Source organism: Nibrella saemangeumensis (genome assembly GCF_039541915.1).
Lineage (GTDB): Bacteria > Bacteroidota > Bacteroidia > Cytophagales > Spirosomataceae > Nibrella > Nibrella saemangeumensis.
Genome location: NZ_BAABHD010000005.1, coordinates 60714 through 83919 on the forward strand (window position 1 = coordinate 60714; position 23206 = coordinate 83919).

The 23206-nt window shown below is 53.4% G+C and carries 16 protein-coding genes; 6 read left to right on the forward strand and 10 right to left on the reverse strand.

The genetic code is table 11. The features are described 5' to 3' along the window. Window positions 1-48: 48 nt before the first annotated feature. The 8 genes from ABD949_RS02205 to ABD949_RS02240 all read right to left on the reverse strand — a co-directional run bounded on the left by ABD949_RS02205 (window position 49) and on the right by ABD949_RS02240 (window position 12586). The gene (locus tag ABD949_RS02205) at window positions 49-1047 is read right to left on the reverse strand and encodes a glycosyltransferase family 9 protein (RefSeq protein WP_345240131.1); all 999 of its coding nucleotides are present in this window, start codon (window positions 1045-1047) and stop codon (window positions 49-51) included. A gap of 92 nt (window positions 1048-1139) precedes the next feature. After that, the gene (locus ABD949_RS02210) at window positions 1140-2201 is read right to left on the reverse strand and encodes a DUF4249 domain-containing protein (protein ID WP_345240133.1); all 1062 of its coding nucleotides are present in this window, start codon (window positions 2199-2201) and stop codon (window positions 1140-1142) included. 21 nt (window positions 2202-2222) lie between these two features. Further along, on the reverse strand, window positions 2223-4622 hold the full coding sequence (locus ABD949_RS02215) for a TonB-dependent receptor (protein WP_345240135.1): 2400 nt from the start codon (window positions 4620-4622) through the stop codon (window positions 2223-2225). Between the two features lie 43 nt (window positions 4623-4665). Continuing rightward, window positions 4666-6375 (reverse strand): helix-hairpin-helix domain-containing protein, encoded by a 1710-nt coding sequence (locus tag ABD949_RS02220; RefSeq protein WP_345240137.1) that lies wholly within the window; start codon window positions 6373-6375, stop codon window positions 4666-4668. Between the two features lie 167 nt (window positions 6376-6542). After that, window positions 6543-9344 (reverse strand): TonB-dependent receptor, encoded by a 2802-nt coding sequence (locus tag ABD949_RS02225; protein ID WP_345240139.1) that lies wholly within the window; start codon window positions 9342-9344, stop codon window positions 6543-6545. 204 nt (window positions 9345-9548) lie between these two features. After that, window positions 9549-10421 (reverse strand): FKBP-type peptidyl-prolyl cis-trans isomerase, encoded by an 873-nt coding sequence (locus ABD949_RS02230; protein WP_345240140.1) that lies wholly within the window; start codon window positions 10419-10421, stop codon window positions 9549-9551. Between the two features lie 91 nt (window positions 10422-10512). Next, window positions 10513-11565, reverse strand: a complete 1053-nt coding sequence (locus ABD949_RS02235; protein WP_345240141.1) for an MBL fold metallo-hydrolase — start codon at window positions 11563-11565, stop codon at window positions 10513-10515. A gap of 67 nt (window positions 11566-11632) precedes the next feature. Beyond that, window positions 11633-12586: a fasciclin domain-containing protein gene (locus ABD949_RS02240; RefSeq protein WP_345240143.1), complete on the reverse strand. Its 954-nt coding sequence runs from the start codon at window positions 12584-12586 to the stop codon at window positions 11633-11635. Window positions 12587-12809: 223 nt separating this feature from the next. Here ABD949_RS02240 and uppS point away from each other — a divergent pair, with 223 nt between their 5' ends. The 5 genes from uppS to ABD949_RS02265 all read left to right on the forward strand — a co-directional run bounded on the left by uppS (window position 12810) and on the right by ABD949_RS02265 (window position 19595). After that, a complete protein-coding gene (gene uppS, locus ABD949_RS02245; RefSeq protein WP_345240145.1) occupies window positions 12810-13547 on the forward strand; it encodes an undecaprenyl pyrophosphate synthase in 738 nt (245 codons plus the stop codon). Window positions 13548-13658: 111 nt separating this feature from the next. Next, entirely contained in the window at window positions 13659-16274 is a 2616-nt protein-coding gene (gene bamA, locus ABD949_RS02250; protein ID WP_345240147.1) for an outer membrane protein assembly factor BamA, read from the forward strand. 152 nt (window positions 16275-16426) lie between these two features. Beyond that, window positions 16427-17053 carry an OmpH/Skp family outer membrane protein gene (locus ABD949_RS02255; protein ID WP_345240148.1) on the forward strand — a complete coding sequence of 209 codons (627 nt, stop codon included), beginning with the start codon at window positions 16427-16429 and terminating at the stop codon, window positions 17051-17053. Window positions 17054-17069: 16 nt separating this feature from the next. Continuing rightward, window positions 17070-17750: an OmpH/Skp family outer membrane protein gene (locus ABD949_RS02260; RefSeq protein WP_345240150.1), complete on the forward strand. Its 681-nt coding sequence runs from the start codon at window positions 17070-17072 to the stop codon at window positions 17748-17750. A gap of 216 nt (window positions 17751-17966) precedes the next feature. Continuing rightward, the gene (locus ABD949_RS02265) at window positions 17967-19595 is read left to right on the forward strand and encodes a hypothetical protein (protein WP_345240152.1); all 1629 of its coding nucleotides are present in this window, start codon (window positions 17967-17969) and stop codon (window positions 19593-19595) included. 50 nt (window positions 19596-19645) lie between these two features. On the opposite strand, the gene ABD949_RS02270 is transcribed toward ABD949_RS02265, so the two are convergent. Beyond that, window positions 19646-20491 carry a lipoprotein signal peptidase gene (locus ABD949_RS02270; RefSeq protein WP_345240952.1) on the reverse strand — a complete coding sequence of 282 codons (846 nt, stop codon included), beginning with the start codon at window positions 20489-20491 and terminating at the stop codon, window positions 19646-19648. A 109-nt stretch (window positions 20492-20600) separates the two neighbouring features. Further along, on the reverse strand, window positions 20601-21824 hold the full coding sequence (locus ABD949_RS02275) for a proline dehydrogenase family protein (protein WP_345240154.1): 1224 nt from the start codon (window positions 21822-21824) through the stop codon (window positions 20601-20603). Between the two features lie 272 nt (window positions 21825-22096). Here ABD949_RS02275 and ABD949_RS02280 point away from each other — a divergent pair, with 272 nt between their 5' ends. Beyond that, the gene (locus tag ABD949_RS02280) at window positions 22097-23200 is read left to right on the forward strand and encodes a chorismate mutase (protein ID WP_345240156.1); all 1104 of its coding nucleotides are present in this window, start codon (window positions 22097-22099) and stop codon (window positions 23198-23200) included. Window positions 23201-23206: the final 6 nt, after the last annotated feature.

Genomic DNA, 23206 nt, shown 5'->3' on the forward strand with positions numbered 1-23206 from the left:
AGTCAGAACTCGATAGAATCTACGGATGTGATGGTATGTATCCGTATATTAACCATTTTGCTTCTGTTTTAATTCCTTAATGTCAAAGTCAAAGGACAGCTCGTTCATGCATTTGAAATGCTTCAGCGGGCACTCGGCATAACCCAGTTTAGAGCACGGGCGGCAGGATAACGCGTTATTTTCCAGAATAACGTAGCTCGTCTTGTATGGGTACATACCAAACAAAGGCGTGGTATTCCCCCAGAGCGAATAAATCTTCTTTTTGAGCGCAGCCGCTATATGCATCAGCCCCGTATCGTGGCTGAACACCACTTTAGACTGCTGCAGCAGCGATGCCGACTGGTTCAGGTTGTACTTGCCGCAGGCGTTGTAGATACGTTGACTACCCAGCGCCCGCTCGATGGCGTCGCCGTTTTCGGCATCTTCTTTCCCGCCCAGCAACACCACCGGGTAGTTGATCTTGCGGCATAACTCGATCATGCGCGGCAGGGGTAGCTTTTTGGTATTATGCTGCCCCCCGATGGCATAGGCGACATACCCAGGCTGATGGGTACGCGGCAGCCAGTCCTGCTCAACAATGTCTTTGTACGGGATAAAGTAGTCGAGCCCTTTGCCGTCGTTTCTGACGCCCAGCGGCTGCACCGTAGCCATGTACCGGTCCACGATATGAACGTTGGGCAGCGTATTGATCTTCAGCTGTACATAAAGCCACTTCTCCCAGTTGAGTTTCTCAAAGGTGCAGGCTTTTACCCCCAGCAAACTCAGTTTGATCAGGCGGGTCCGGAGGTTGTTGTGCAGGTCAATAATGTAATCGTACTTCTCGGCCCGGAGCTGTCCGATCAGCTCATTCAGGCTTTTACCGAGGTAAAACTGCTTGTCGATATACGGGTTGTCGGCAACGATGGACCGGTACGTTTCTTTGGTGCAGAAATGAACCTCCGCCCCCGGATACTGCTGTTTGAGGCAGCGAATCACGGGCGTCGTCAGCACAATATCGCCGATGGACGAAAAGCGAAGAATCAGAAACCTGGTGGATGAAGTACGCATTACGGCAAAATTACAACACTCGGTTCAGAGTACCGTAATAACGTAAGCGACCGGCCTTTATGTTTCCGGTTCCCTTATTTACCGGCTCAAGGCTACTGGAACCACTGAGGTTTGACGGCGGTCCGGTATTCATTGTTCTGGCAGGGCACACAGGCAGACGGCTGAGGGATATTCGGCGTCCGCTGTATTGGCGGATTGCCGATACCCTGGGTACGCTCCACCGTAAGCGGCACAACCGCAATTCCGGCAGCCCCGAAATAACCGAAGACAATCTCGTCGGGGTGGCTGATACAGCGGACATTGCCCCGTACCGATGCCGGAGCGGCATCAAAAAGGCCGCCGGTATTCTGCGTCAGCTTTTTTACGCTGTTCATAAACTGATACGCTCCCCGGCTGAGCGACTGTTGTTCGATTTCGAGGTAATAGGGAGCAAACGAGGTAAACGGCACCCGCAGGATAAACTGGCGGCTGATGGCCTGGCCGTTGATACTGGCATCGGAATTGACGTTGATGCAGTCGTAGCATCGCACAATATCCCAGCAGGGCGAACAGCAGGAAAAATCGGTTATGATCCCGGTTCGGGGATTTTCGATGGACTGACAGACCACAATGGGTTCGTAGTGAGTCCAGATCCAGCGGTAGTAATCGCCTGGGGCTTCGGGATCTTTTGTGTCGACGTATACATCCCAGCCGCTGATTCTATCGCTGGTCAGGCCGTAAGGGTCCTCCCTGAACTCGGCATACACGTTCTGAATCGGCGGAGTGGCTTTGAGCAGCTCCGGCTCCGATTCGTAGCGTTTGCCGTCGCGGGTCTGGATGGTCAGCCTGTATGTGCGCCCGGCTGTTCCCTTTATACCGCTGACACTGGTCTGATAGGTTCCGCCAACGCCCACTTCCCGCAGCACCTCCTGGTTACCGGCATTATCGCTCAGGGTGACGGTAGCCCCGATGACCAGCAGATTGACGCTTTTGAACGAATAATCAGCTGTTTGGGTCAGTTTAACCGTATAAGGGCCAGGCTGATCGGTAATGAGCCCTTCTACCACCAGCGCACTCGGCATGGTCTCGGTTTCCGGCTGATAAGGCGTAACACATGACGATAAGGCCAGCAGGAGACTAAGGAAAGCGGTAAGGGAAGGGATTGAGTCGAGCATAACTAGTGTCGGGCCGGAGGCTTAGAATTTAAAATTGTAGGTCAGCGACGGAAACGCGGTGCCGAAGATGGCGAGTTTGGACGCATCGGTAAACGAGCGGGAGTTCAGCTTATAAAACACCGAGTAGGCGTTCTTCCGGGCATACACATTATAGACGGAGAAAACCCAACTGCTCTGCCAGCGCTTCTTCTTAGCCGGGTCCTGCTCAAACTGCATCGAAAAATCGAGCCGGTGGTAGTCGGGAATACGCTGCTGATTGCGGTCAATGTAAATCGGTACAACAACGCCGTTGACCCGCGCCCGTGCATACGGCTGCGTAATGGGTCGCCCGGTGCTGTAGGTGAAGTTCAGCGAAACATTGAAGCGGGCGCTGGGCCGGTAAACGGCCGCGATGTTCACCGTGTGGGGTTTATCGAAATTGGCCGGATATACGTTGCCGTTGTTTACCCGCTCCTCCAGATACGGCCCATCAATGGTCAGGAACGTGCGGGCGTAGGTGTAACTGGCCCAGCCGGTCCAGAACCCTTTGTTTTTCCGCACCATAGTCTCCAGACCGTAAGCCTTTCCCTGCCCTTGTAATAACTCTGTTTCCGGAAACCGGGTCAGCAGCAGTTGGGCCCCGTCTTTGTAGTCGATGGCATTTTGAATCAGCTTGTAATACACCTCTGCCGACAGCTCGTACATATTGGTGGCGGTGTTCCGAAAATAACCCAGGGACCACTGATCGGCGATCTGGGGTTGAATGTACGGATTGCTGAGCGCCCAGCGCGCAGTAGGCAGGGCTGCCGTGGTGTTGGTAATCTGGTGAATATACTGCCGCAGCCGATTGTAGCCTGCCTTGATGGATTGACCCTCCGCCAGGGTGAACCGCAGGGCCAGCCGGGGCTCAAAACCGCCGGCGCGGTGGAAGATAGTGCCGGCTGAGTAGGTCTTCACCGACGCTACGGTTTCATCTTCTTTTGGAATACCCTCCTGGTAAGTGCGCACCGTGGCCGGTCCCTGGGTCAGCAATTCCGAGTAGCGGAGGCCGGCCAAAACGGAGAAGTTCGCGTTGACGGTCCACTCATCCTGAATATAAGCTGCCAGCTCATAGGCCTGCTCAAGGGGCAGTATAACCGGGAGCACATTGGAAGACGTACCAGGAATCAGCTGGTTGGGCTGAATACGGTAGTCAATGACACTTACCCCTCCCTGGACACTATGGGCCTCGTTGACCAGAAAACTCAGGTCGGTTTTTAGCTGACGCTGCTGAATTTCCGACTCCAGCCGGAAGGCGTTGGCCGAATCAGGTGAGGAGTTTGTAGACGCGTAATGGCTGACAACAGCCGTAGTAGCTAGATTGAAGCGATCATTAATGAAGTAATTCCAGCGCAGGGTGCCGTTTAGCGTCCGGTAGTCGTAGCGGGTAGAAGAGGCATTCACTTCAACGGTAGCTAACGAATCAGACGCTAATTTAAATACATCCTTACCGATATATCCAGTAAAGGTCAGCGTATGGTGCTCATCGAGGAGGTATTTAAGTTTGGTTGTAACGTCGTAAAAGTTGGCGCGGGTGTCGCGCAGATTGGTGGGCCCTATTTTAAATAAAAAGTCGTTAATGGCCAGCCGGGAAGCCGCCAGTATAGAGAGCTTGTTTTTAATAAGGGGCCCCTCCACCCCCAGGCGGCTTGAGACCAGCCCGACACCACCACTGACCGACCATTTCTGATTATCAGGCTCTCTGACCTTGATATCCAGCACGGATGAGGCCCTGCCGCCGTAAGCCGGCGCAACACCGCCCCGGTGCAGGGTAACGTCGCGCACCGCATCCGGATTGAACACTGAGAAGAACCCCATCAGGTGGCTGGCGTTGAAAATCGGGGCATCGTCCATCAGCACCAGGTTCTGGTCGGTGCTGCCCCCCCGGATGTTTAGTCCTGGGGCGCCCTCCCCTACCGTACTGACGCCCGGCAGCAGCAGCAGACTGCGAACGACATCTACTTCGCCCATAAAAGCAGGAATCCGCTTGATGTTGCGAATACTCATCTGCGATACCCCAATCTCGACTTTGCGAACGTTGCGGTCCGGCGCTTCGGTCGTTACCGTTACCTCTTCCAGGCTTTTGGTATCGTCTTCCAGCAGCACGTCCCGATAGGTATGCTCCCTGATCGTGATCGGCAATGCCACGGGCTTAAAGCCAACGTGTGAGAACCTGACGGTGTAGGTACCGGCCGGAACCGAAATGATGAAGTAGCCGTCTTTGCCCGTTGTTACACCCCGGCGGCTATCGCTGATAAATATGGTTACTCCCTGAATGGGTTGTTGGGTAACCGACTCCCGCACGTACCCCGTCAGCGAGTACACGGAACCGCTGGTCGATGGCTGAGCAATAGTACTATAGGTCAAACTAAACAGGCATACCAGAAATAGAAGAAAGCGCATAAAGCAGGGTTAGGGAAACATCACTTCCGGGAAAGCAGGTAATTTACACTTCCTTACTCAATTTGCGCTTTCGGTCCTGCAAATAAGTCTCCATTTCACCCAAAGATAGTGTATTAAAGGTCATGTTTTTGGTCAATCCCCCTTTCCGGCCTACGGCAAGTCCGTAGCGCATGTCCAGCAGCCCGGCCATTTCGTGGGCATCAGGGTTGATGCTGAGCATCACCCCCCGCTCCATAGCGTAGTCGATCCACCGCCAGTCGATGTCGAGCCGGTACGGGCTGGCGTTGATCTCGATGACCACCTGGTGCTCAGCGCAGGCATCGATGATGGCGCGGTGGTCAATCGGGTACCCTTCCCTGGCCAGCAGCAGCCGGCCGGTGGGGTGACCCAGTATGGTGGTGTGCGGGTTTTCAATGGCCCGCAACAGGCGGGTGGTGGCTTTTTCGAGCGACATGTTCAGGTTCTGGTGGACCGACGCTACCACGTAGTCGAACGACGCCAGCGTTTCTTCGTCAAAATCCAGTGAGCCGTCACTCAAAATATCGGACTCCGTGCCTTTAAAAATGCGGAACGAGGGGCTGAACTGCGCGTTCAGCCGGTCGATTTCCTCCTGCTGTTGTCGTACCCGGTTTTCATCCAGCCCTTTAGCGTAATTAGCAGTCTGAGAATGGTCGGCAATCCCGAAGTAGTCGAAGCCCAGTTCACGGCAGTGCAGCGCCATCTGCTCCACGGTATGCTTTCCGTCTGACCAGGTGCTGTGGTTGTGCAGAATACCCCGCAGGTCTTCCCAGGTAACGAGTTCATCGTTGCTGTGCCGGGCGGCCCAGTCAAAGGCACGGGCGTTTTCGCGCATCTCGGGCACGATGTAGGGTAAGCCGGCCCGGCTATAGATTTCTTCTTCAGTAGCAACCGGTTGGGTGAGTGCTACCTGCAACAGTGTTTGACCCGAGGAGCCAGGCTGGACCAGGTGCGATTCGGTAGCGGTATGGATGAACAGGCGCTGATCTATCTGGTTTTTTGGGTATAGCAGCAGTTCAACCAGTACGTCGCTGCCCTGCAATTCACCCCGCCAGGCAAACGGCGACGATAGCGCTTCGTTCTGCGTCAGGAACGATAGTTCGGCCAGGTCCCGCTGGGCCGCTACCGGATCAGGCGTTTCAATGAGTAGTTGCAGGGTATCTACCTCCTGCGCCTGCCGGCGCACCTGTCCGCTGATCTCTACCCGCGCAAAACGCTTCAGCAGTTCGTCGCGGAGCACATTGGCCAGGGCCTCGGCCCGGTCCATCCGCACCTTACCCGACTGGCTCTGCATAAACTCCAGCGATTGCAGGATCTTCTCCTGCATCTTTTCGCCAAAACCTTTGATCTGGGCGATCTGGCCATTCTCGCAGGCAATTTTCAGGTCTCGGGGGTTATCAATACCCACTTCCTGCCAGATGGTTTTTATTTTCTTAACGCCCAGCCCTTTGATCCGGAACATCTCCAGCACACCCTCCGGTGTACGGGCCAGCAGTTCATCCAGATCCTGCAGCCGGCCGGTTTCCACAATCTCCCGGATTTTGCCGGCCACCATTTTGCCGACGCCGGGTAGTTTGATCAGATCGGCCGCTGACAGCTGGGCAAGGTGTTCGGTGGTTTTGTCCAGATTGAAGGCGGCAGTCTGGTAGGCGCGGACCCGGAAGGCATCGGCATCGTGCAGTTCCAGCAGGCGGCCGGTCAGTTCCAGTATATCAACAATTTCGCTGTTGTCCATGGCGAGGTAACGCTAAAAGGGGTAATGTGTCCGGGTAATTCAGGAGCAAATTAACGCAACCCTGCTCATTTTCGCCCGTATAATTTTGCAGCGGGTCCGGTGCAGCCTCAACCGAAAAAGCCACGGCAGGTAATCCGCCGTGGCTTTTCATTAAGAAAGTTGTTTAGCTAGAAACTGGCCGACACGTTCAGGAAATAATATCCCCCATTGAAGCCAAACTGGGTGGCTGCCCGGCTGTAGATAAACCGTCCGAACGAGGAGTTATCCAGTACGGCCGCCCCGAACCGCTCCGGGGTGGGATACAGGTTCTTGGTCAGCTTATCCGGGTAGACATCCAGAATGTTGTTGGCCCCCAGCGTCAGGTTTATGCTTGGCAGAATGCGGTACGAGACGTTGAAATCCGTGACCAGTTTGGGACTGAATACCTCATCCAGCAGCGCATTGGCGGGGTCCAATGTCACAACTTCCCCGAAACGGGTAAAGCGCAGCACCGCCCCGAACTTGTTCAAGCGGTAATTCACGTTCAGCGACAGCTTGCTACGGGGCTGCGCCGATGTAAGCCGGGCGCTGTCCTGCCGGTTAAACAGGAAGTTCCCGAAGGTAGCATCGTTCGGCAGATTGGTCGGGCGTTGAATGGCACCGGTCAATTTCGTTTCGTTAAAATTGGCCGCCAGTGTCAGGTCCAGCGAGCCCTGATTCAGGCGCGGACTGGTAGCAATCACCACGTCGATACCGCGGGTCCGCGTATTCACGGCGTTGGAAAAAAACTGAGCGGAATTGACTTCCTGTTGCCCGGCACCGTTCAGAATATTAGCCACAATCAGACCGGCCCCGGATGTGCCGCGGGAAAACTGATTGCTGTAGATGATCCGGTCGCGGATGTCGATCTGGTAGGCATCAACGGTAATACTCAGGTTTGATACCGGCCGGGACGTAATACCCACGCTGTAGTTGACCGACCGTTCGGCGGTAAGTGATGGTACCCCAAAGGCCTGGGCTATCGGACTATCGTTCCGGAAGGTACCCGTCTGGCGCGGTTCCACCGACTGACCCGTCGACACAAAGACGGTGCTTACGGCGCTGAAATACCGCTGGTGCAGTGAGGGAGCCCGGAAACCGTTGCTGATGGTGCCGCGAAGGGAGAAGGCATCGGAAAACTTGTAGCGGGCCGCCAGCTTACCGGCAAAATTGCCGCCAAAGTCACTGTAATTTTCGTAGCGACCGGCCGTATTCAGCAGCAGGTTGTCGTTTATGTCGGTCTCAATATCGACGTAGGCTCCGGCTACATTCCGGTTAGCGTTGATGGCATTGGCCGGCTGGTAACCAGGAAATACCTGAGAGCCTCCGATCCGGCTTGGATTTGCCTCGGGAGCAAAATTACGATACGAGGATTCTTCGCCTGCTTTAATGCGGTACATGTCATACCGATACGTAGCGCCAACGGCTACGTTGAAGGACTTCAGGCCAATTTGCGAGCCAAAATCTTTGGCCACACTGGCGTCGGCCGCATTCTGGTAAAAACTCAGCGTACCGGCATAAAAGCTGGTCTGGGCGCTGGCTCCCTGGGCAAACTGGGAGGCATTGTTGGAATTGGTCACATCGAAGCGGAAGGAGTTACCGCCGAAGACATTGCTGATGTCCCACCGCCAGCCGTTCGATTCGCCATTCACGCCCACCAGCAGCGACTGATCATTAATGATCGATTCAATATTGGGCAGGAAACCATTGGGGTATAAAGGCGCAATGACCTGCGACGTCTGGAAGGGGTAGCGGTAAAAGCCGGCGGCCTTTCCCTTCCGGTAGTTGATGCCGCCACTGGCGTAAAAGCCGGCTTTCGCACTGATCGGTATCCGGGAGTTCAGGAAGAAACCAACGTTATCGACCTGCGAATTGCCGATCTGCATGTTGTTGGAGAGATCAAAATTGTTCTGCTGAATGAGCGCCTGATCCTGATCGTATAAGGTACGCCGGCGAGCTACATAAGCGGCATCGGTCTCTCCTGTGTTCCGGCCAACGTTCCAGTTTACATAGACAGGCCCGGTATAGTCGCCGACACGGTTAGTAGCCCCCCGGCGACGGAACTCACCGGTCAGGCTCAGGAAGCCTTCGTTGCCGATCTTAAAGCCATGATTGACGCCTACCTGCGCTACCCGGCCATCGCCGGCGTACTGCTGCCCAAGCTGGGCGTTCACCGTGGTGCCGGGCCGTTCTTTCAGCCGCAGGTTAATCACACCGGCGATGGCATCGGAACCGTACTGGGAAGATGCACCATCGCGCAGCACTTCAATACGCTCGATCGCCGTAGCCGGAATGGCGTTCAGGTCGGTACCGACGGAGCCGCGGCCAATGGTGCCGTTGATGTTGATGAGAGCTTGGTTATGCCGGCGCTTGCCGTTCAGCAACACCAGCACCTGGTCCGGCCCAAGCCCCCGGATGGTGGCCGGGTCAATGTGGTCGGTACCGTCGGCGATGGTCTGGCGCGACGAGTTGAACGAGGGAGCAACAAAGTTGATCTGCTGCGTCAGGTCTACCTGCCCGGTGGCCTGCAGGTCGCGGGACTGAATCACGTCGACCGGCGCTACGGTTTCGGTGCTGGTCCGGGCCTGCGTCGAGCGGGAGCCTACCACCACCACCTCAGTCAGACTAGCCAAACTCTCCTTTAGGGAGATGTTTACAGTAGCCGTTGTCCCGGCGGTAACCTGTACGGGAGCGGTTTCGGTCTGGTAGCCGATAAAACTCACGCGGAGGGTATAACTGCCGGGGTCCAGCCGGAGCGTAAACTGCCCCTGGCCATCGGTTGTGGTACCGGTTGTTGTGCCGACCACTACCACCGAAACGCCCGGCAGGTTGGTACCGGTAGTGGCATCCATTACCCGCCCTCGAACACTTTGCGCCAAAACGGCGGAACCAGCCAGCAACAAAACAGCCACTAAATTGATAAAGCGGAAATTAAAGTAGTTTTTATACATAGGGGAAAACATAATTGTAGACTGACATAGCTAAACCCATTAATGGAGGGGTAATGTTTTAAAATTTCCTGAAAGACACAGCTTTTGCCCGAACGTTGCAGTGTCAATACCACATACAGGACAGCCCCCGTGCGGTTGCGCCGTCCGACAAACCGGATCAGCACAACCGCAGGGGGGCTGTCCTGTTAATAAGGTCAGGTGCCGTTACCGCACCGAAACAACTTCGATTTCAAACGCCAGCGGAGAATACGGTGGAATTACATACACACCGTTGCTCGAACGACCCTGTGTACCATAGCCCTGCGCCGAGGGGAAAATGATAAGGGCTTTCTCCCCAACCCGCAGTTTACTGATGCCTTCTTCAAAGCCCGCCACAACCTGCCGCTGACCCAGCGTCACATCAATGGTGCCTTTGTCAAAATCCGTTTTACCCCGGAGCAACCGGCCGGCATAGTTCACTTTCACCGTCTGGCCGGTCGCCAGGGCGGCTCCGGTGGGTACGGTCGTGGTCTTAACCACCCGAACGCCATTGGTTGTTGCCTCGGATACGGTCAGCTTCTGCCGGTCCAGGTAATCCTGAATCTGCTGATCTTCGGTACGCGCCCGCAGCAGTTGCACATCAAACCGAACAGCCGAGTTGGCGGGTATCAACGGCTGCGCCCGGCTGCCAAAAGCCAGGTAAGCAGGCATCAGCAGTGTGGCCTTTTCGCCTTCCCGCATCAGCGACATCCCTTCTTCCAGGCCCGGCAACATGGCCCCTAAGCCGAAAGGCAGGTAGACGGCCGTATCTTTTTTAGAACTATCGACTTTGACATTACCTAGGGTAAACAGCTTGTAATTAAACTCCAGCTCATCGCCAATACCCGGCTTTTTGCCGTTGGGATTTGCCGTGGTAATGACGTAGTAAAGCCCGGAAGTGGTTCGCTGGGCATTCAGATTATTCTGCGTGACGTAGGTTTTAATGTCCGTTTCGTTCTGCTCGGCGGCCGACTGGTCGGGGTCAACATAATTGGTTTTACACGCGCTTAAACTTACCAGTACCGCAAGGCCCCAAAGAGCGACAAATCTTCTTAACATAATTTGATGTAAATAAATGGATAGTAGACTACTACCCTGGACTCCATAAATAATAAAAACGTTGCAATGAGCAGCAAAATTACCTGAATTTTCAGAACACTACTCCTTTGCCTTCTTCCAGCGCCTGAAACTTTTCGGGCGGAATTCCCTGCTGTTGAAGAGCCTTGCGCAGATCGGTCACGGGCTCCGTCTCGCCTTCGTCGGCCAGCGGAAATGTCCCGTAGTGGATACCGATACTTTGTTGCGAGCAGACATCTTTGTGAATTTCTACTGCTTCGGCGGGTGAGCAATGGACCGGAGCCATAAACCATGTCGGCTTGTAGGCACCAATGGGAATCAGCGCCAGCCGCATGGGCCCGTACTGCTTGCCAATCTGCTTAAAAAACTGCCCATAGCCGGTATCGCCCGCAAAGTGGAGTTTGCCGGCCGTCTGGTTATCCACCACAAAACCGCACCAGAGGGTGGCATTGCGGTCAAACATGCCCCGGCCCGAGAAGTGCTGCGCCGGTACACAGTGAATGCGGGTCCGCTCATTGAACGGCTGCGACTGATTCCAGTCCATCTCTGAGATGTTGCCAAACCCTTCCCTGTCCAGCAGGGCTTTTACGCCCAATGGACAAAAAATCCGGGGCTTATCCCGTTTAACTAGTTGCCGCAGCGTGGGCAGGTCCAGATGATCCCAGTGGCTGTGGCTCAGCAGAATAATATCGATGGGCGGCAGGTCTTCGAGCCGGATACCCGGTGGGCGGTTGCGCTTCGGTCCAATCCAGGTAAAGGGGCTGGGCCGATACGACCAGACCGGATCGGTCAGCACGTTCAGGCTGTCGAACTGAAGTAGTACCGATGAATGATTTACAAACGTCACGCGCAGATCCTGGCCCGGCACCCAGTTCGGCGGGGGTGGGCCGGGCGGCACATCGCGGTAAGGGGCCCATTCCGTGCGGTCGCGGTTCAGCATCCAGCTCAACACGTCTTTAAAGCCACGGGGCTCCACCTGATTGGGGTTAAAAAACTGCTGACCGTCGAAATGATCGCTGACCGGACCCGTGTATTTCGGACCGGAGATGGAGTAGCCGATGGCAACAGCAATAACCCCGGCTACAAGTATCAGGCCCAGCAAACCAAGGGAAATTTTGGCGATCATAGGCAGAGAAGAAGGTTGTACCAGCAGCCGGAGCATTTCCCTCCGGCTGCGGCTTATAAGAACGCAATCAGGGCAGAAGAACCTGGTCAATAATATGCATTACCCCGTTGTTGGTGGCAATATCGGCCGTGCGAACGGGTATCAGTCCTGTATTCTTGGTCCCCCTGACTGAAACGCCGGTAGTTGATGCCGCAACGGTGATCCGGTTGTTGCTGAGCATTGTCGCCAACTGACCCGACTGAAACTGATGCGAAAACAGCACGCCCGGTACCGCATGGTACATCAGCAGATTAACCAGTGTCTGCGGATTGGCACCATTGATACCCGCTTCGTTATAGCCAGCCGCCCGAAAGGCCTCATCGGTAGGTGCAAATAGGGTAATCATGGGAGCATTGGTACCGCCCGTTCCGCCCCCATTCAGGGCGGTCAGAATACCCGGATTGACAGAAGCCGCCCGCATAGCCGCTGCTACCAGCAAGTTCAGCCCTCGGGCCTGGGCGGTAGCCATGGCGTTGCCGGCAGCGGGGTTCAGTACCCGGTCAATGACGTGAATGATACCATTAGCCGCCGAAATCGCCGTCTGGCCAATGCGGGAGCCATTCAGAAAAAGCTGGTTGTTGCTATTGGTAATAAACGCCGTTGTTCCGCCGGCCGTTGCTACCGGGGTATTGGTACCACCGGGTATGTCGGCGAGCGTGACCAGGTTGCCCAGCACATGGTACTGCACGAGCCGGCGTACGTCGTCGGCCGGCAAGGCGGTGATGGCTGCGGGATCAGCGTAGCCGGACGCCCGGAAGGCAGCGTCGTCCGGCGCGAACATGGTCAGATTGGCTCCTTTTAGCGCGTCGGACATGCCGCCATGCAGTATAGCGGCCCGCAGTATGGTGAATTCGTTGTTTTCCAGAATGACATCGGCAATGGTTTTGGGCTGCGCGTCCTCGTTTTGCTGGCAGCCGGAGAGCAGGAGCATCAGCAGCGGCAGCAGAGCAAAAGAGCGGCTGAGTTTACCGGATAAAAGCATGTAGCAGGTGTGTTAAATGGAACCATGACAAACATAGAACGAAAAACTGGTATAAGTCTGCATGAAGCGGTAAATAACCCCTTGTAAAAGCCGCTTGTTTTAAATTGGCACCGGTAAAGGCTTATCTACCGATTTGGTATGTTTTGAAACGGCCTGGCGTTTATGTAACTTCGCAGGCTGTTAATAACAGTCTGTTAATATTTGTTAAAACCTCCTCGGCTGGATGAAAGAACACATTGACCGGAGCAATCTGCCTCAACATATTGCCGTTATCATGGACGGGAACGGACGCTGGGCGAAACGGCAGGGGGCAGCCCGGGTATTTGGGCATCGAAACGCAATAAAGGCAGTTCGCGAGGTGACAGAAGGATGTGCGGAACTGGGCGTGAAATACCTGACCCTGTATGCGTTTTCGACCGAAAACTGGAATCGGCCAAAAATTGAAGTCGATGCCTTGATGCATTTGCTGGTGCATACAATACGCGATGAGATTAAAACCCTGATGGACAACAACGTCCGGCTGGCCACCATTGGCAATACCGAAAGTCTGCCGAAAGACTGCCAGCGGGAGTTACTGGAGGCCATGCGGGCCACTGAAAACAATACCGGGCTAACGCTGGTGCTGGCGCTGAGTTACAGCGGCCGCTGGGAAATTCTGGAAGCTGTACGGCACATTGCCGCCGAGGTGCGGGATGGTCACCTGCAGGTAAGTGACATCAACGAAGCCATGTTCGGCGGGTATCTGGCGACGCGCGATATGCCCGATCCGGAACTGATGATCCGGACGAGTGGCGAAATGCGGATCAGCAACTTTTTGCTCTGGCAACTGGCGTATTCAGAACTGTATATACCGGATGTGCTGTGGCCGGATTTCCGGAGAGAACACCTGTATGAAGCAATTATTTCGTACCAGAAGCGCGAGCGTCGCTTCGGTAAAATCAGCGAGCAGTTGGTCAGGTAACGGTTCCGCAGCCGTGCGGCTGTCGGAGTACAGTTCCAAACATCGCAACAAAAAATAGATAAGTAGCCTCACGGCAACCGCAGCAGCGATGCAGCGTTTTTACTTACTGGAATGGATACATCTAATTTGAAGCACGTTCTCACTACCTCTTTATTGAAAAAGGCAGTCCGCATCACCCTGTTATTGGCCATCCTGCTGCCGGTCAGTCTTCAGGCCCAGGTACGGGTAGGCGTTGGCCGCCCCACTACTACACCGGCTGCCCCGCCCAACGAACTGACCAACTACGCGGATCCCAAAGAGTACACAATTGCCGGTCTGACCGTTACCGGTACCCGCTACCTGGATCCGAACTCCCTTGTGTCACTGACGGGTTTGAAAGTAGGCGACAAGGTTCGGATTCCGGGCGATGCCGACGGTTCGGCCATTCGCAAACTCATGGAATCGGGGCTGCTCGATGATGTGGAACTGGTGGTGACCAAAATAGAAGGCAGTGATATCTTCCTGAACGTAAAGGTACAGGAGCGGCCCCGTCTGTACCGGATTACCTATGCCGGTATCCGGAAGGGTGAGCAGGATGCACTGAAAGACAAGGTGAAGATCAACATCGGTAAGATCATCACCAACACCATTATTAAGAATACGCAGCTGGCCGTTAAGAAGTACTTTGTTGATAAAGGCTTCCTCAATACCAAAGTAAAGATTACTACCATCCCCGACAGCAGCCGGAACAACGCGACCATGCGGGTTCTGGTGGATAAAGGGCAGAAGGTAAAGATCAACCGCATTGAATTTGCTGGTCAGGAGGAAGTACCGGAAAGCAAGGTGCGGATGAAGATGAAGAGCACGAAAGAGAAGCGTTTCGGACGGCTTTTCACCCCTTCCAAGTTTATCCCGAAAAAGTACGAAGAAGACAAAGAGAAGCTGATCGAGTATTATAATAAGCTCGGTTACCGGGATGCCGTCATCGTCGATGATACCATATTTGCCCACGATAACCGGTCGATCAACATCCGCATGCAGCTCGATGAGGGGCAGAAGTATTACTACCGCAATGTTTCATTTGAAGGCAACTACCTGTATACCGATGAGCGGCTGCGCGAGGTACTGGGTATCAAGAAAGGGGATGTCTACAACCCGGAAGACCTGGAGAAACGCATGAACGGGAATCCGGGGCAGGATCTGAGTTCGCAGTATATGGACGACGGCTACCTGTACTACAGCGCTACGCCGGTAGAAAAAACCATTGATGGCGACTCCATTGATCTGGAAATCCGGGTTTTCGAAGGTAAGCAGGCGACGATCAACCGCATTATTCTGAACGGTAATACCAAGACCAGCGACCACGTGGTGATGCGCCAGATCCGGACGCTGCCAGGTCAGAAGTTCTCTAAAACCAACATCATCCGGACCCAACGCGAATTAGCCACGCTGGGTTACTTCGACCCGGAGAAGATCGGCATCAACCCCGTGCCGCAGCCGGATGGCACCGTCGATATTGAGTATTCCGTGGAAGAAAAACCCAACGACCAGATCGAGTTATCCGGTGGCTGGGGCGGTTACATTGGTTTTGTGGGTACGCTGGGACTATCGTTCAACAATTTCTCGGCCAAGAACATCACCAACCTGAACGCCTGGCGGCCACTACCGGCCGGCGACGGACAGCGACTGGCGATACGCTTCCAGGCCAACGGCCGGCAGTTTCAGACCTACTCGGCTACCTTTACGGAGCCGTGGCTGGGTGGCCGCAAACCCAACTCGTTCTCGCTGAGCTGGAGCCATACGATCTTCCGGTCGTTCAGCCAGTTAGACCTGTTTACCCGCTCCATCCGGGGACTGCAGCCTATAGGTTCGTATTCCAACACCGCCTTTACCCTGGGGCTGGGCCGGCAACTGAAAGTGCCTGATGATTTCTTTACGCTGAGCAACTCCATCAGCTACCAGCGGTACAATCTGAACAACCTGGATTTGTTCTACAATGGCTACCGGAACGGTATTTCCAACAACTTCACGTTTAATACTACCCTGGCCCGCAACAGCATCGACAACCCGCAGTTTCCGCGGGGTGGTTCATCCTTTACGTTAAGCGGGTCCTTTACGCCCCCCTATTCGATCTTCCGTCCGGTCGATTACAAACCGGCGGCCGAAGACCGTTTCAAGTGGGTGGAGTACCACAAATGGATGTTCGACGCGAGCTGGTTCCAGACCGTCTTCGGTAAACTGGTGCTGAACGCCCGCGCTCATATGGGCTTTCTGGGCAGTTATAACGCCCGCACCGAAATTGGTCCGTTTGAGCGTTTCGTACTCGGAGGTTCCGGGTTGGCCGGTCAGGGTACGTTTGCCCTGGCGCAGGACATCATTGGTCTGCGTGGCTACCAGGATCGTAGTGTCTATACAGCCGATAATAACCGCGTGGTTGACTTTAACCAGCGCAATCAGGGCGGTGTCGTCTACAACAAGTACGTTATGGAACTTCGCTACCCGGTATCGCTCAACCCCTCGGCAACCATCTTTGTGCTGGGCTTTCTGGAGGGCGGTAATAACTGGGGCAGCTACCGGCAGTTTAACCCCTTCGACATCAAGCGGTCGGCCGGTATGGGAGCCCGGATCTTCATGCCTGCCTTTGGTCTGATCGGTATCGACTACGGCTGGGGCTTCGATGAGTTGCCGGGTGTACAGAAGAAGAATACCGGTCAGTTTCACTTTACCATCGGCCAGCAGTTCAGATAAGAAAACAACCCGTCTGACGTTTAACGATAAAGTTGGCACCTGCTTTAAACCTGGGGCAGAACGGTTTGTCTAAGGACCAAAGCCCGGCGGGAATCAAACTGTCAATCAAATTGTTATCAATCCGGCGCTGCCAAAAAATACTTAGTGACCGAATGAAAAAAGGATTGGTTTTCCTAATTTTGCTCTCCGTTTGGATGGCAGCCCCGGCACAGGCCCAGAAATTCGGGTATGTGGATACGGAGTTTGTGTTCAGTAAGATGCCGGATTACCAAAAGGCGCTGACGGAAGTTGACAAGTTTACCGAAAAGTGGTCGAAGGATATTCAGGACAAGTACTTAGAGATCGACAAACTCCACAAGGCATACCAGGCCGAAGAAATTCTGCTGACTGAGGACATGAAGCGGGAACGCCAGCGGGTTATCAGTGAGAAGGAACGGGAAGCCCGTGAGTACAATAACAAGGTTTTCGGCTACGAAGGCCTCCTTTTTACCAAGAAAAAGGAACTCATGAAGGGTCCAATGGAGTTAGTAAATAGAGCAATTGAAAAAGTGGCGGCCCAGAAAAAGCTCGATTTTGTCTTTGACAAGGCCAGTGATTTTGTCATGTTGTACACCAACCCCCGGCATGACTATACCGACTACGTAATGGAAGAATTGGGGTTGGAGACCGACAACAAAGCTAATCGAACTACAGCCGCCGGCCCTGCTAACCAGCCTTCCGTCGGTACCGGAACGACTCCGGGGAATGCATCAAACAGAGTAACCACAAAACCTAAATAGTAAATTACAAAACAGAATGAAGAAAAATCTGGTCATGGCGTTCGTTGCAGCCCTTATCATGGGTGGTCTGGGCGCACAGGCACAAGCGCAGGCTCAAACTCCGGTAAACCCGGCAGAATCCTCAACAACCGCTGCGGGACCGCTTAAGTTGGGCTATACAAACATTGATTACATTCTGTCGCAGACTCCGGAAAGCAAGGAAATCCAAAATCAATTAACCATCCAGCGCACACAATCTGAAAACGAGATGAAGCGCCTGATGAAAGAGTTTGAAGACAAACTGGCTACCTATGAGAAGGGTGCGGCTCAGATGTCGGATGTCATTCGTGCCGATCGCGAGAAGGAACTGCAAGGGCTGCAAACCCGTATTCAGGAATTTCAGCGTAGTGCAGAAAGCCAGTTGCAGACCAAGTATCAGCAGTTGGTGAATCCGGTTGTACAGAAAATTCAGACCAATATTGATGCGGTAGCGAAAGAAAACGGCTTCACATACATCTTTAACCTAGATGCTGGTGCTGGTACGACTCCGATCCTGCTGTTTGCCCCGAAGGAAGGTGACGTAACAGAACTGGTCCTGAAGAAAATGGGTGTGAATCCGCAGCAGCAAAATGCGTCGGCCACTACCGGTTCTGCTCCGGCGACAAACCGCCCGGCGGCTACCCCGGCCAAGCCAACTACGCCTGCTCCGAAGAAGTAATAGGTTTTGCCTATCGTAAAGATGCCAGCCGAAACCGGTTGGCATTTTTTATTGTTGATTGGGTAAAGACCAATGAATAGCATAGAGTAAAAATAGTGCAATAAAATATTACTTATTCCTCAAAAAAACTTTAAAGTATTATATTTACAGGAAGCACATAAAATCTAAGTGCTACTTTTGCGTTAACAGTATGACCATTAGTTTGACTTACCCGATATGTATCAGCACACAAAGACACTACTGGGTCTAAGCCTTTTCTTAACCTACTTTACCAGTTCCGCACAGGATAGTAAACCATTACCGTTACAACTAGTCTTACCACAGCAGCGCGGCTGGAATACCGTTGCGGAAGGCCAAAAGCTCCAATTCGACCTGAAAGCTACCGGAGCTCCGGCAGACAGCCTTGTCTTTTCCATTGCTCAGGGAAAGCTGGCCGGTATGCAGTGCGATTCGCTGGGGCAGTTTAGCTGGACGCCTGGTTTCGAACTGGTCGACCGCACCGAAAACGTTAAAACAATTCCGGTAATCTTTGAAGTACGCAACAATCGGGGTGATGCCGTCACACAAACCGTGAACTTCCGGGTGACACATGTCAACCGGCCCCCGGTCATTGGTGAGCTACGCCCCTTTTATGTGCGTTACCGGACGCAGAATGTTTATAAAATGGACCCGGCCGTAGTGCGCGACGAAGACAACGACCCCCTGGCGTTTATTCCCATTGCAGATCAGATGCCGGAAGGCACCAAGCTCTCTTCGCAGGGTGAATTAACGTGGACGCTCTCCTTGAACCAGTTCAACCAGCTTAAGAACAAGCCCATGTACATAGAGTTCTGGGTAGAGGACCAACCCACTAAAAGCCGGACCAAGGGCAGGTTGAAGGTTGAGGTAACCCAGATGGATCTGCCACCCGATATCGCTATTGTCCCGAAAGAAACGCAGTACCGGCTGAAGGAAAACGCATCCGTCAATTTGAAGTTTTACCTGTCGGACCCGAATGGCGACGACGACATTACCACGTTCGATTTTCTGTCGGATAACCAGCAGGTGCCTAAAAACGCCCTGGTACGCAATACCAACAACCAGTATGAGTTTATCTGGACGCCCGGGTACGATTTTGTAAAAGACCCATACGATTCGCTGCGGATTCAGCTTACCTTCTTTGCCCTTGACAAATCTCAAAACCGGGAAGAAAAGAAAGTTTCCTTTACGGTAGTAAATACCATCAATGAAGCGGAGAAGGATCGCTATTACTATATACAATACCGTCAGGCGCTGGTAAGCGCCTGGAACCTGCTCGAACAACTGCAGGATAAGGAAGAAGAGCTGAAGAAAGGCTACAAGAAAGCTAAAAAAGGTAAGCGTGGCCGTTCGGTAGCCAATGCCTCACTGGGGGCAATTACGGGGGTAACACCAGCCATCACATCTATTAAAGCCACCACCACGGCCCAGCAGAATCAGCGGCTGATCTCGGCCATCGGCGGCACCGCAGTCATGACAATGGGTACGCTGGAAGCTACCGAGGTAATTGGCAAGTCGATGAAAGACCTGCTCGACCGTTTCAACTACGTGATGAATAAGAAAAGTGAGCTGCAGAATAAAGGGGATGTATTTGCCAGAGAGTTTGCCCTGAAGTCGTCGCGCCGGTCACCTGAATTTGTTAAGAAGCTGGACGACTTTCGGGCGGCCATGAGCCTGAGTGGTCTGGTTGCCCTGGAGTTAGACGCTAACTGGCAGAACAAGAAAGAAGCTAACGACAAAGCGCTGAAAAAAACGTTTAAGGACTTTGCCCCACTAGAGGAAAGCGAGTCTGTTGGTCTGAAAGCAAGTGTGGGTAGCTCGAAGTAACCCTGACTAATTAGAGCCATAAGAAAGGCCCGGCATTAGCCGGGCCTTTCTTATGGCTGGTCAGCATCTTTTCTCCGCTCAACGGGCACTTCCGGCTCGGATGAGAACGGCTCCGGATCAGTAGCAGGCTCGGTGTCAGGAAATACCTCAGCCCTGTTTTCTGCATTCTCAACTGTGGCAATTTCCGGGTGACTGGTCGCGGCAGACTCTCCGTAAGGATGCGTATGGTAGGTATCGTCCAGTTCGGCAGCCGGTACAATGTCTACCTCCTCCGGATGGGGCTCACCCTGGGGCAGCATTCCCTCTTCGTCAGTATGTTCTCCGAAAAAGCGACGCTGAAAGAATAGAATCATACAGACGCCGATAAAGATGCAGGAGTCAGCAATATTAAAGATCGGGGTCGAGTAGTATTGTCCACCCCAGAGCGGTACCCAATCCGGAATAAAGCCCTCCCAGACATCAATGAAAATCATATCGATTACCTGACCATGAAACCAGGGCGTTGGTGAGCCATATGGCGCATTACCCAGCAGCACCCCATAAAACGTACTGTCGATTACGTTACCAACCGCCCCGGCCAGAATCATGGCCATTGCCCACAGGAGCCCATCCGGCGCACCCCGCTGGGCCAGGTAAACCAGGTACCAGCCAATACCCGCCATTGCCACCAACCGAAACACGCTCAGCAGCAACTTGCCATATTCATGGCTGAGCTGCATTCCAAAAGCCATACCGGGGTTCAGCACATAGTGAAGTTTAAACCACTCGCCAACGAGTTTAATCTGACCAGGAAAACCGGGTTCCATATAAAAGTGGACCAGAAGTTTCACCGCCTGATCGAGAGCGATCAGAAACAGACTGAGCAAAAAGAACTTTAAAGGGCTTTTATGAATCATCTTGTAAAAATACGTAACTCCGGCCATGCTGCCGGAGCCGTTCGGTTTCGGTTGCCGAATCTCGTTCGTTCGCCTGACACGGCGTTCCGGCCATGCTGCCGGAGGTATATTAACGGCCCCTGCGCCGGGCCAACTCTTTCTTTACCAGGGAGAATTCGCGGCTGCTCTGTCCGGCAATCGATTTATTCTCTTCAGCCCGCCGAAACAGGTAGGGCATCACTGCTTCCACCGGTCCGTAGGGGACATATTTTGCTACATTGTAACCCGCATTGGCCAGATTGTAGGAAATGTTATCGCTCATACCGAGCAACTGGGCAAACCAGATATGCGGGTCATTAACCGCAAGCCCCTTCTCTTTCATCTGGTCAATACAATAGTGGCAACTATACTCATTATGGGTACCCAGACAAATGGAGACAACATCCCGGTTGGCCAGGCAGAAATCAATGGCTGCGTTGAAATCGCGGTCGGTTTCTTCTTTTGTCGCGTGAATCGGGTCCTGATACTCCTCTTCGTGCGCCCGCATGCGCTCTTTTTCGAGGTAAGCCCCCCGAACCAGCTTGGCACCCAGGAAATAGCCTTTCTGGCGAGCGGTTTCGGTCTCTTTTATCAGCTTTTCCAGCGACTCCCAGCGATAAAACTGGTAAGTATTGTAAACGACAGGACGCTCATGGTTATACCGATCCATCATAGTATACGCCAGCGTGTCAATGGTATCCTGAATCCAGCTCTCCTCGGCGTCAATGAAAATCTTGACGTTACGCTCATAAGCCCGGCGGCAGAGCGAATCAACCCGCTGCCGGATACGCTCAAAAGCAGCCTGCTCCTCGTCGGTCAGTGCATCGCCAGTCTGAACAGCCTCCAGCAATTCGGTGGACCCCAGGCCGGTGACTTTAAAAACAGAAAACGGAATATCCGTTGATTCGCTGGCCCGTTCGATGGTACGCAGAATTTCGAGGGTCGTCTCATCAAAACAGGTTTCGCTATCCTCGCCTTCCACCGAATAATCCAGAATGGTACCAATACGGGCGCCGTGAAGCTGCTGAATAGTATTTTCGCAATCACTGATAGTCTCTCCTCCACAGAATTGTTCAAAAATCGTCTTTTTAATGAGATTTTTTATAGGAAGATGGAGTTTGAATGCAAATTTTATAAAAAAAGTGCCTAAATTTACCAGCCATCCCTTATTCATCAACGCAAACAACCAGTAGGTTTTCCTTAATTTAAAATCCGACTGGGTGGAAAAGGCAATCGAAGTGTCCTCAAATGAAACAGGCTTCACCTCAGTGAGCCGTTGGGCAGTTGTCGGCATAAGATTACTTCTATTCGACATAGTGGTGCTCCGTAGTGACGGTGCTTCTCTAAACAGTGTCGGTGTAAGTCCAGTTAACAGGCCCGTTAAGCCGGGCACGAATATAAAACGAATTTTTAATAAACAAGGTTAAAAAGGACTAACCCACACGAAATCAGCAAACTAATAAAGGTACAAAAACAGATGACGAAATCAGCCTGAATTTCAGTGATTTCCCTGCAAATATACCATAAATTCGCATTGAAAAGTTCCTTATAGAAGAGTAATAGTAATCACCTGAATACGAGTTTGTCATGAAGCCAGAATTAGCCGTTGAGCCGCTCGAATCGTGGATACAGACCGACGGCAAACCGTTGATCATCGCCGGCCCCTGCAGCGCCGAGACCGAAGAACAACTTTGTGAAACGGCCCGCCAGTTAAAAGAGCTGGACGCCGTTCACGTGATCCGGGCCGGCGTATGGAAGCCCCGTACCCGACCGGGTAGTTTTGAAGGGATGGGCAAAGCGGCCCTGCCCTGGATCCAGCGGGCAAAAGCCGAAACGGGTCTGCCGTTTGCGGTGGAAGTGGCCACGCCGGAGCACATCGAATTAGCCCTGAAGTATGGTGTAGATATTCTTTGGGTTGGTGCCCGCACGACCGTTAACCCCTTCAACGTACAGGAGATTGCCGACGCCCTGCGCGGGGTAGACGTACCAGTGCTGGTGAAGAATCCGGTTAACCCGGATCTGGCCCTGTGGGTGGGTGCTTTTGAGCGGATCGCCGGAGCGGGTATCACCAAACTGGGTGCCATTCACCGGGGCTTCTCGACCGGCGAAACCAGCAAGTACCGCAACGTACCCATGTGGCAGATGGCCATTGAACTGAAAGACATGTTCCCGCAGTTGCCGATTATAGGCGACCCGAGCCACATGGCCGGTAAGCGGGCGTACCTGCAGGAACTGGCGCAAATGGCCATGGACCTGAACTACGACGGTCTGATTGTGGAGTCGCACATCGACCCGGATAAAGCCTGGAGTGATGCTGCGCAACAGTTAACGCCAATTGCCTTTGGCGAAATGCTGGAGCATCTACAGATTCGTCAGGTGGAGTCACAGAACCTGGAGTTCCAGGGTGCCATGGAGCAGATCCGGGCGAAAATCGACAACATCGACCGGCAACTGATCGAAGTGCTGGCGGCCCGTATGGCCCAGGTGGAGAAACTGGCCGAATACAAGCGCGACAACAACGTAACCGTTTTCCAGCCCGACCGCTGGAAAGAAGTCCATGAGACCCGCGCCAAACTGGGCAAGAAAATGGGCCTGTACCCCGAACTCGTGGAAGAGATTTATAAGATCATCCACATGGAGTCGATCCGGAAACAGACAGAAGTGATGAATAGCAATATTCAGAGCGCATAGTATAAT

Bases quoted from the DNA above. Each gene is read 5' to 3' on its own strand.
- ABD949_RS02205 (WP_345240131.1), bottom strand. From the start codon at position 1,047: ATGCGTACTTCATCCACCAGGTTTCTGATTCTTCGCTTTTCGTCCATC.
- ABD949_RS02210 (WP_345240133.1), bottom strand. From the start codon at position 2,201: ATGCTCGACTCAATCCCTTCCCTTACCGCTTTCCTTAGTCTCCTGCTG.
- ABD949_RS02215 (WP_345240135.1), bottom strand. From the start codon at position 4,622: ATGCGCTTTCTTCTATTTCTGGTATGCCTGTTTAGTTTGACCTATAGT.
- ABD949_RS02220 (WP_345240137.1), bottom strand. From the start codon at position 6,375: ATGGACAACAGCGAAATTGTTGATATACTGGAACTGACCGGCCGCCTG.
- ABD949_RS02225 (WP_345240139.1), bottom strand. From the start codon at position 9,344: ATGTATAAAAACTACTTTAATTTCCGCTTTATCAATTTAGTGGCTGTT.
- ABD949_RS02230 (WP_345240140.1), bottom strand. From the start codon at position 10,421: ATGTTAAGAAGATTTGTCGCTCTTTGGGGCCTTGCGGTACTGGTAAGT.
- ABD949_RS02235 (WP_345240141.1), bottom strand. From the start codon at position 11,565: ATGATCGCCAAAATTTCCCTTGGTTTGCTGGGCCTGATACTTGTAGCC.
- ABD949_RS02240 (WP_345240143.1), bottom strand. From the start codon at position 12,586: ATGCTTTTATCCGGTAAACTCAGCCGCTCTTTTGCTCTGCTGCCGCTG.
- uppS (WP_345240145.1), top strand. From the start codon at position 12,810: ATGAAAGAACACATTGACCGGAGCAATCTGCCTCAACATATTGCCGTT.
- bamA (WP_345240147.1), top strand. From the start codon at position 13,659: ATGGATACATCTAATTTGAAGCACGTTCTCACTACCTCTTTATTGAAA.
- ABD949_RS02255 (WP_345240148.1), top strand. From the start codon at position 16,427: ATGAAAAAAGGATTGGTTTTCCTAATTTTGCTCTCCGTTTGGATGGCA.
- ABD949_RS02260 (WP_345240150.1), top strand. From the start codon at position 17,070: ATGAAGAAAAATCTGGTCATGGCGTTCGTTGCAGCCCTTATCATGGGT.
- ABD949_RS02265 (WP_345240152.1), top strand. From the start codon at position 17,967: ATGTATCAGCACACAAAGACACTACTGGGTCTAAGCCTTTTCTTAACC.
- ABD949_RS02270 (WP_345240952.1), bottom strand. From the start codon at position 20,491: ATGATTCATAAAAGCCCTTTAAAGTTCTTTTTGCTCAGTCTGTTTCTG.
- ABD949_RS02275 (WP_345240154.1), bottom strand. From the start codon at position 21,824: ATGTCGAATAGAAGTAATCTTATGCCGACAACTGCCCAACGGCTCACT.
- ABD949_RS02280 (WP_345240156.1), top strand. From the start codon at position 22,097: ATGAAGCCAGAATTAGCCGTTGAGCCGCTCGAATCGTGGATACAGACC.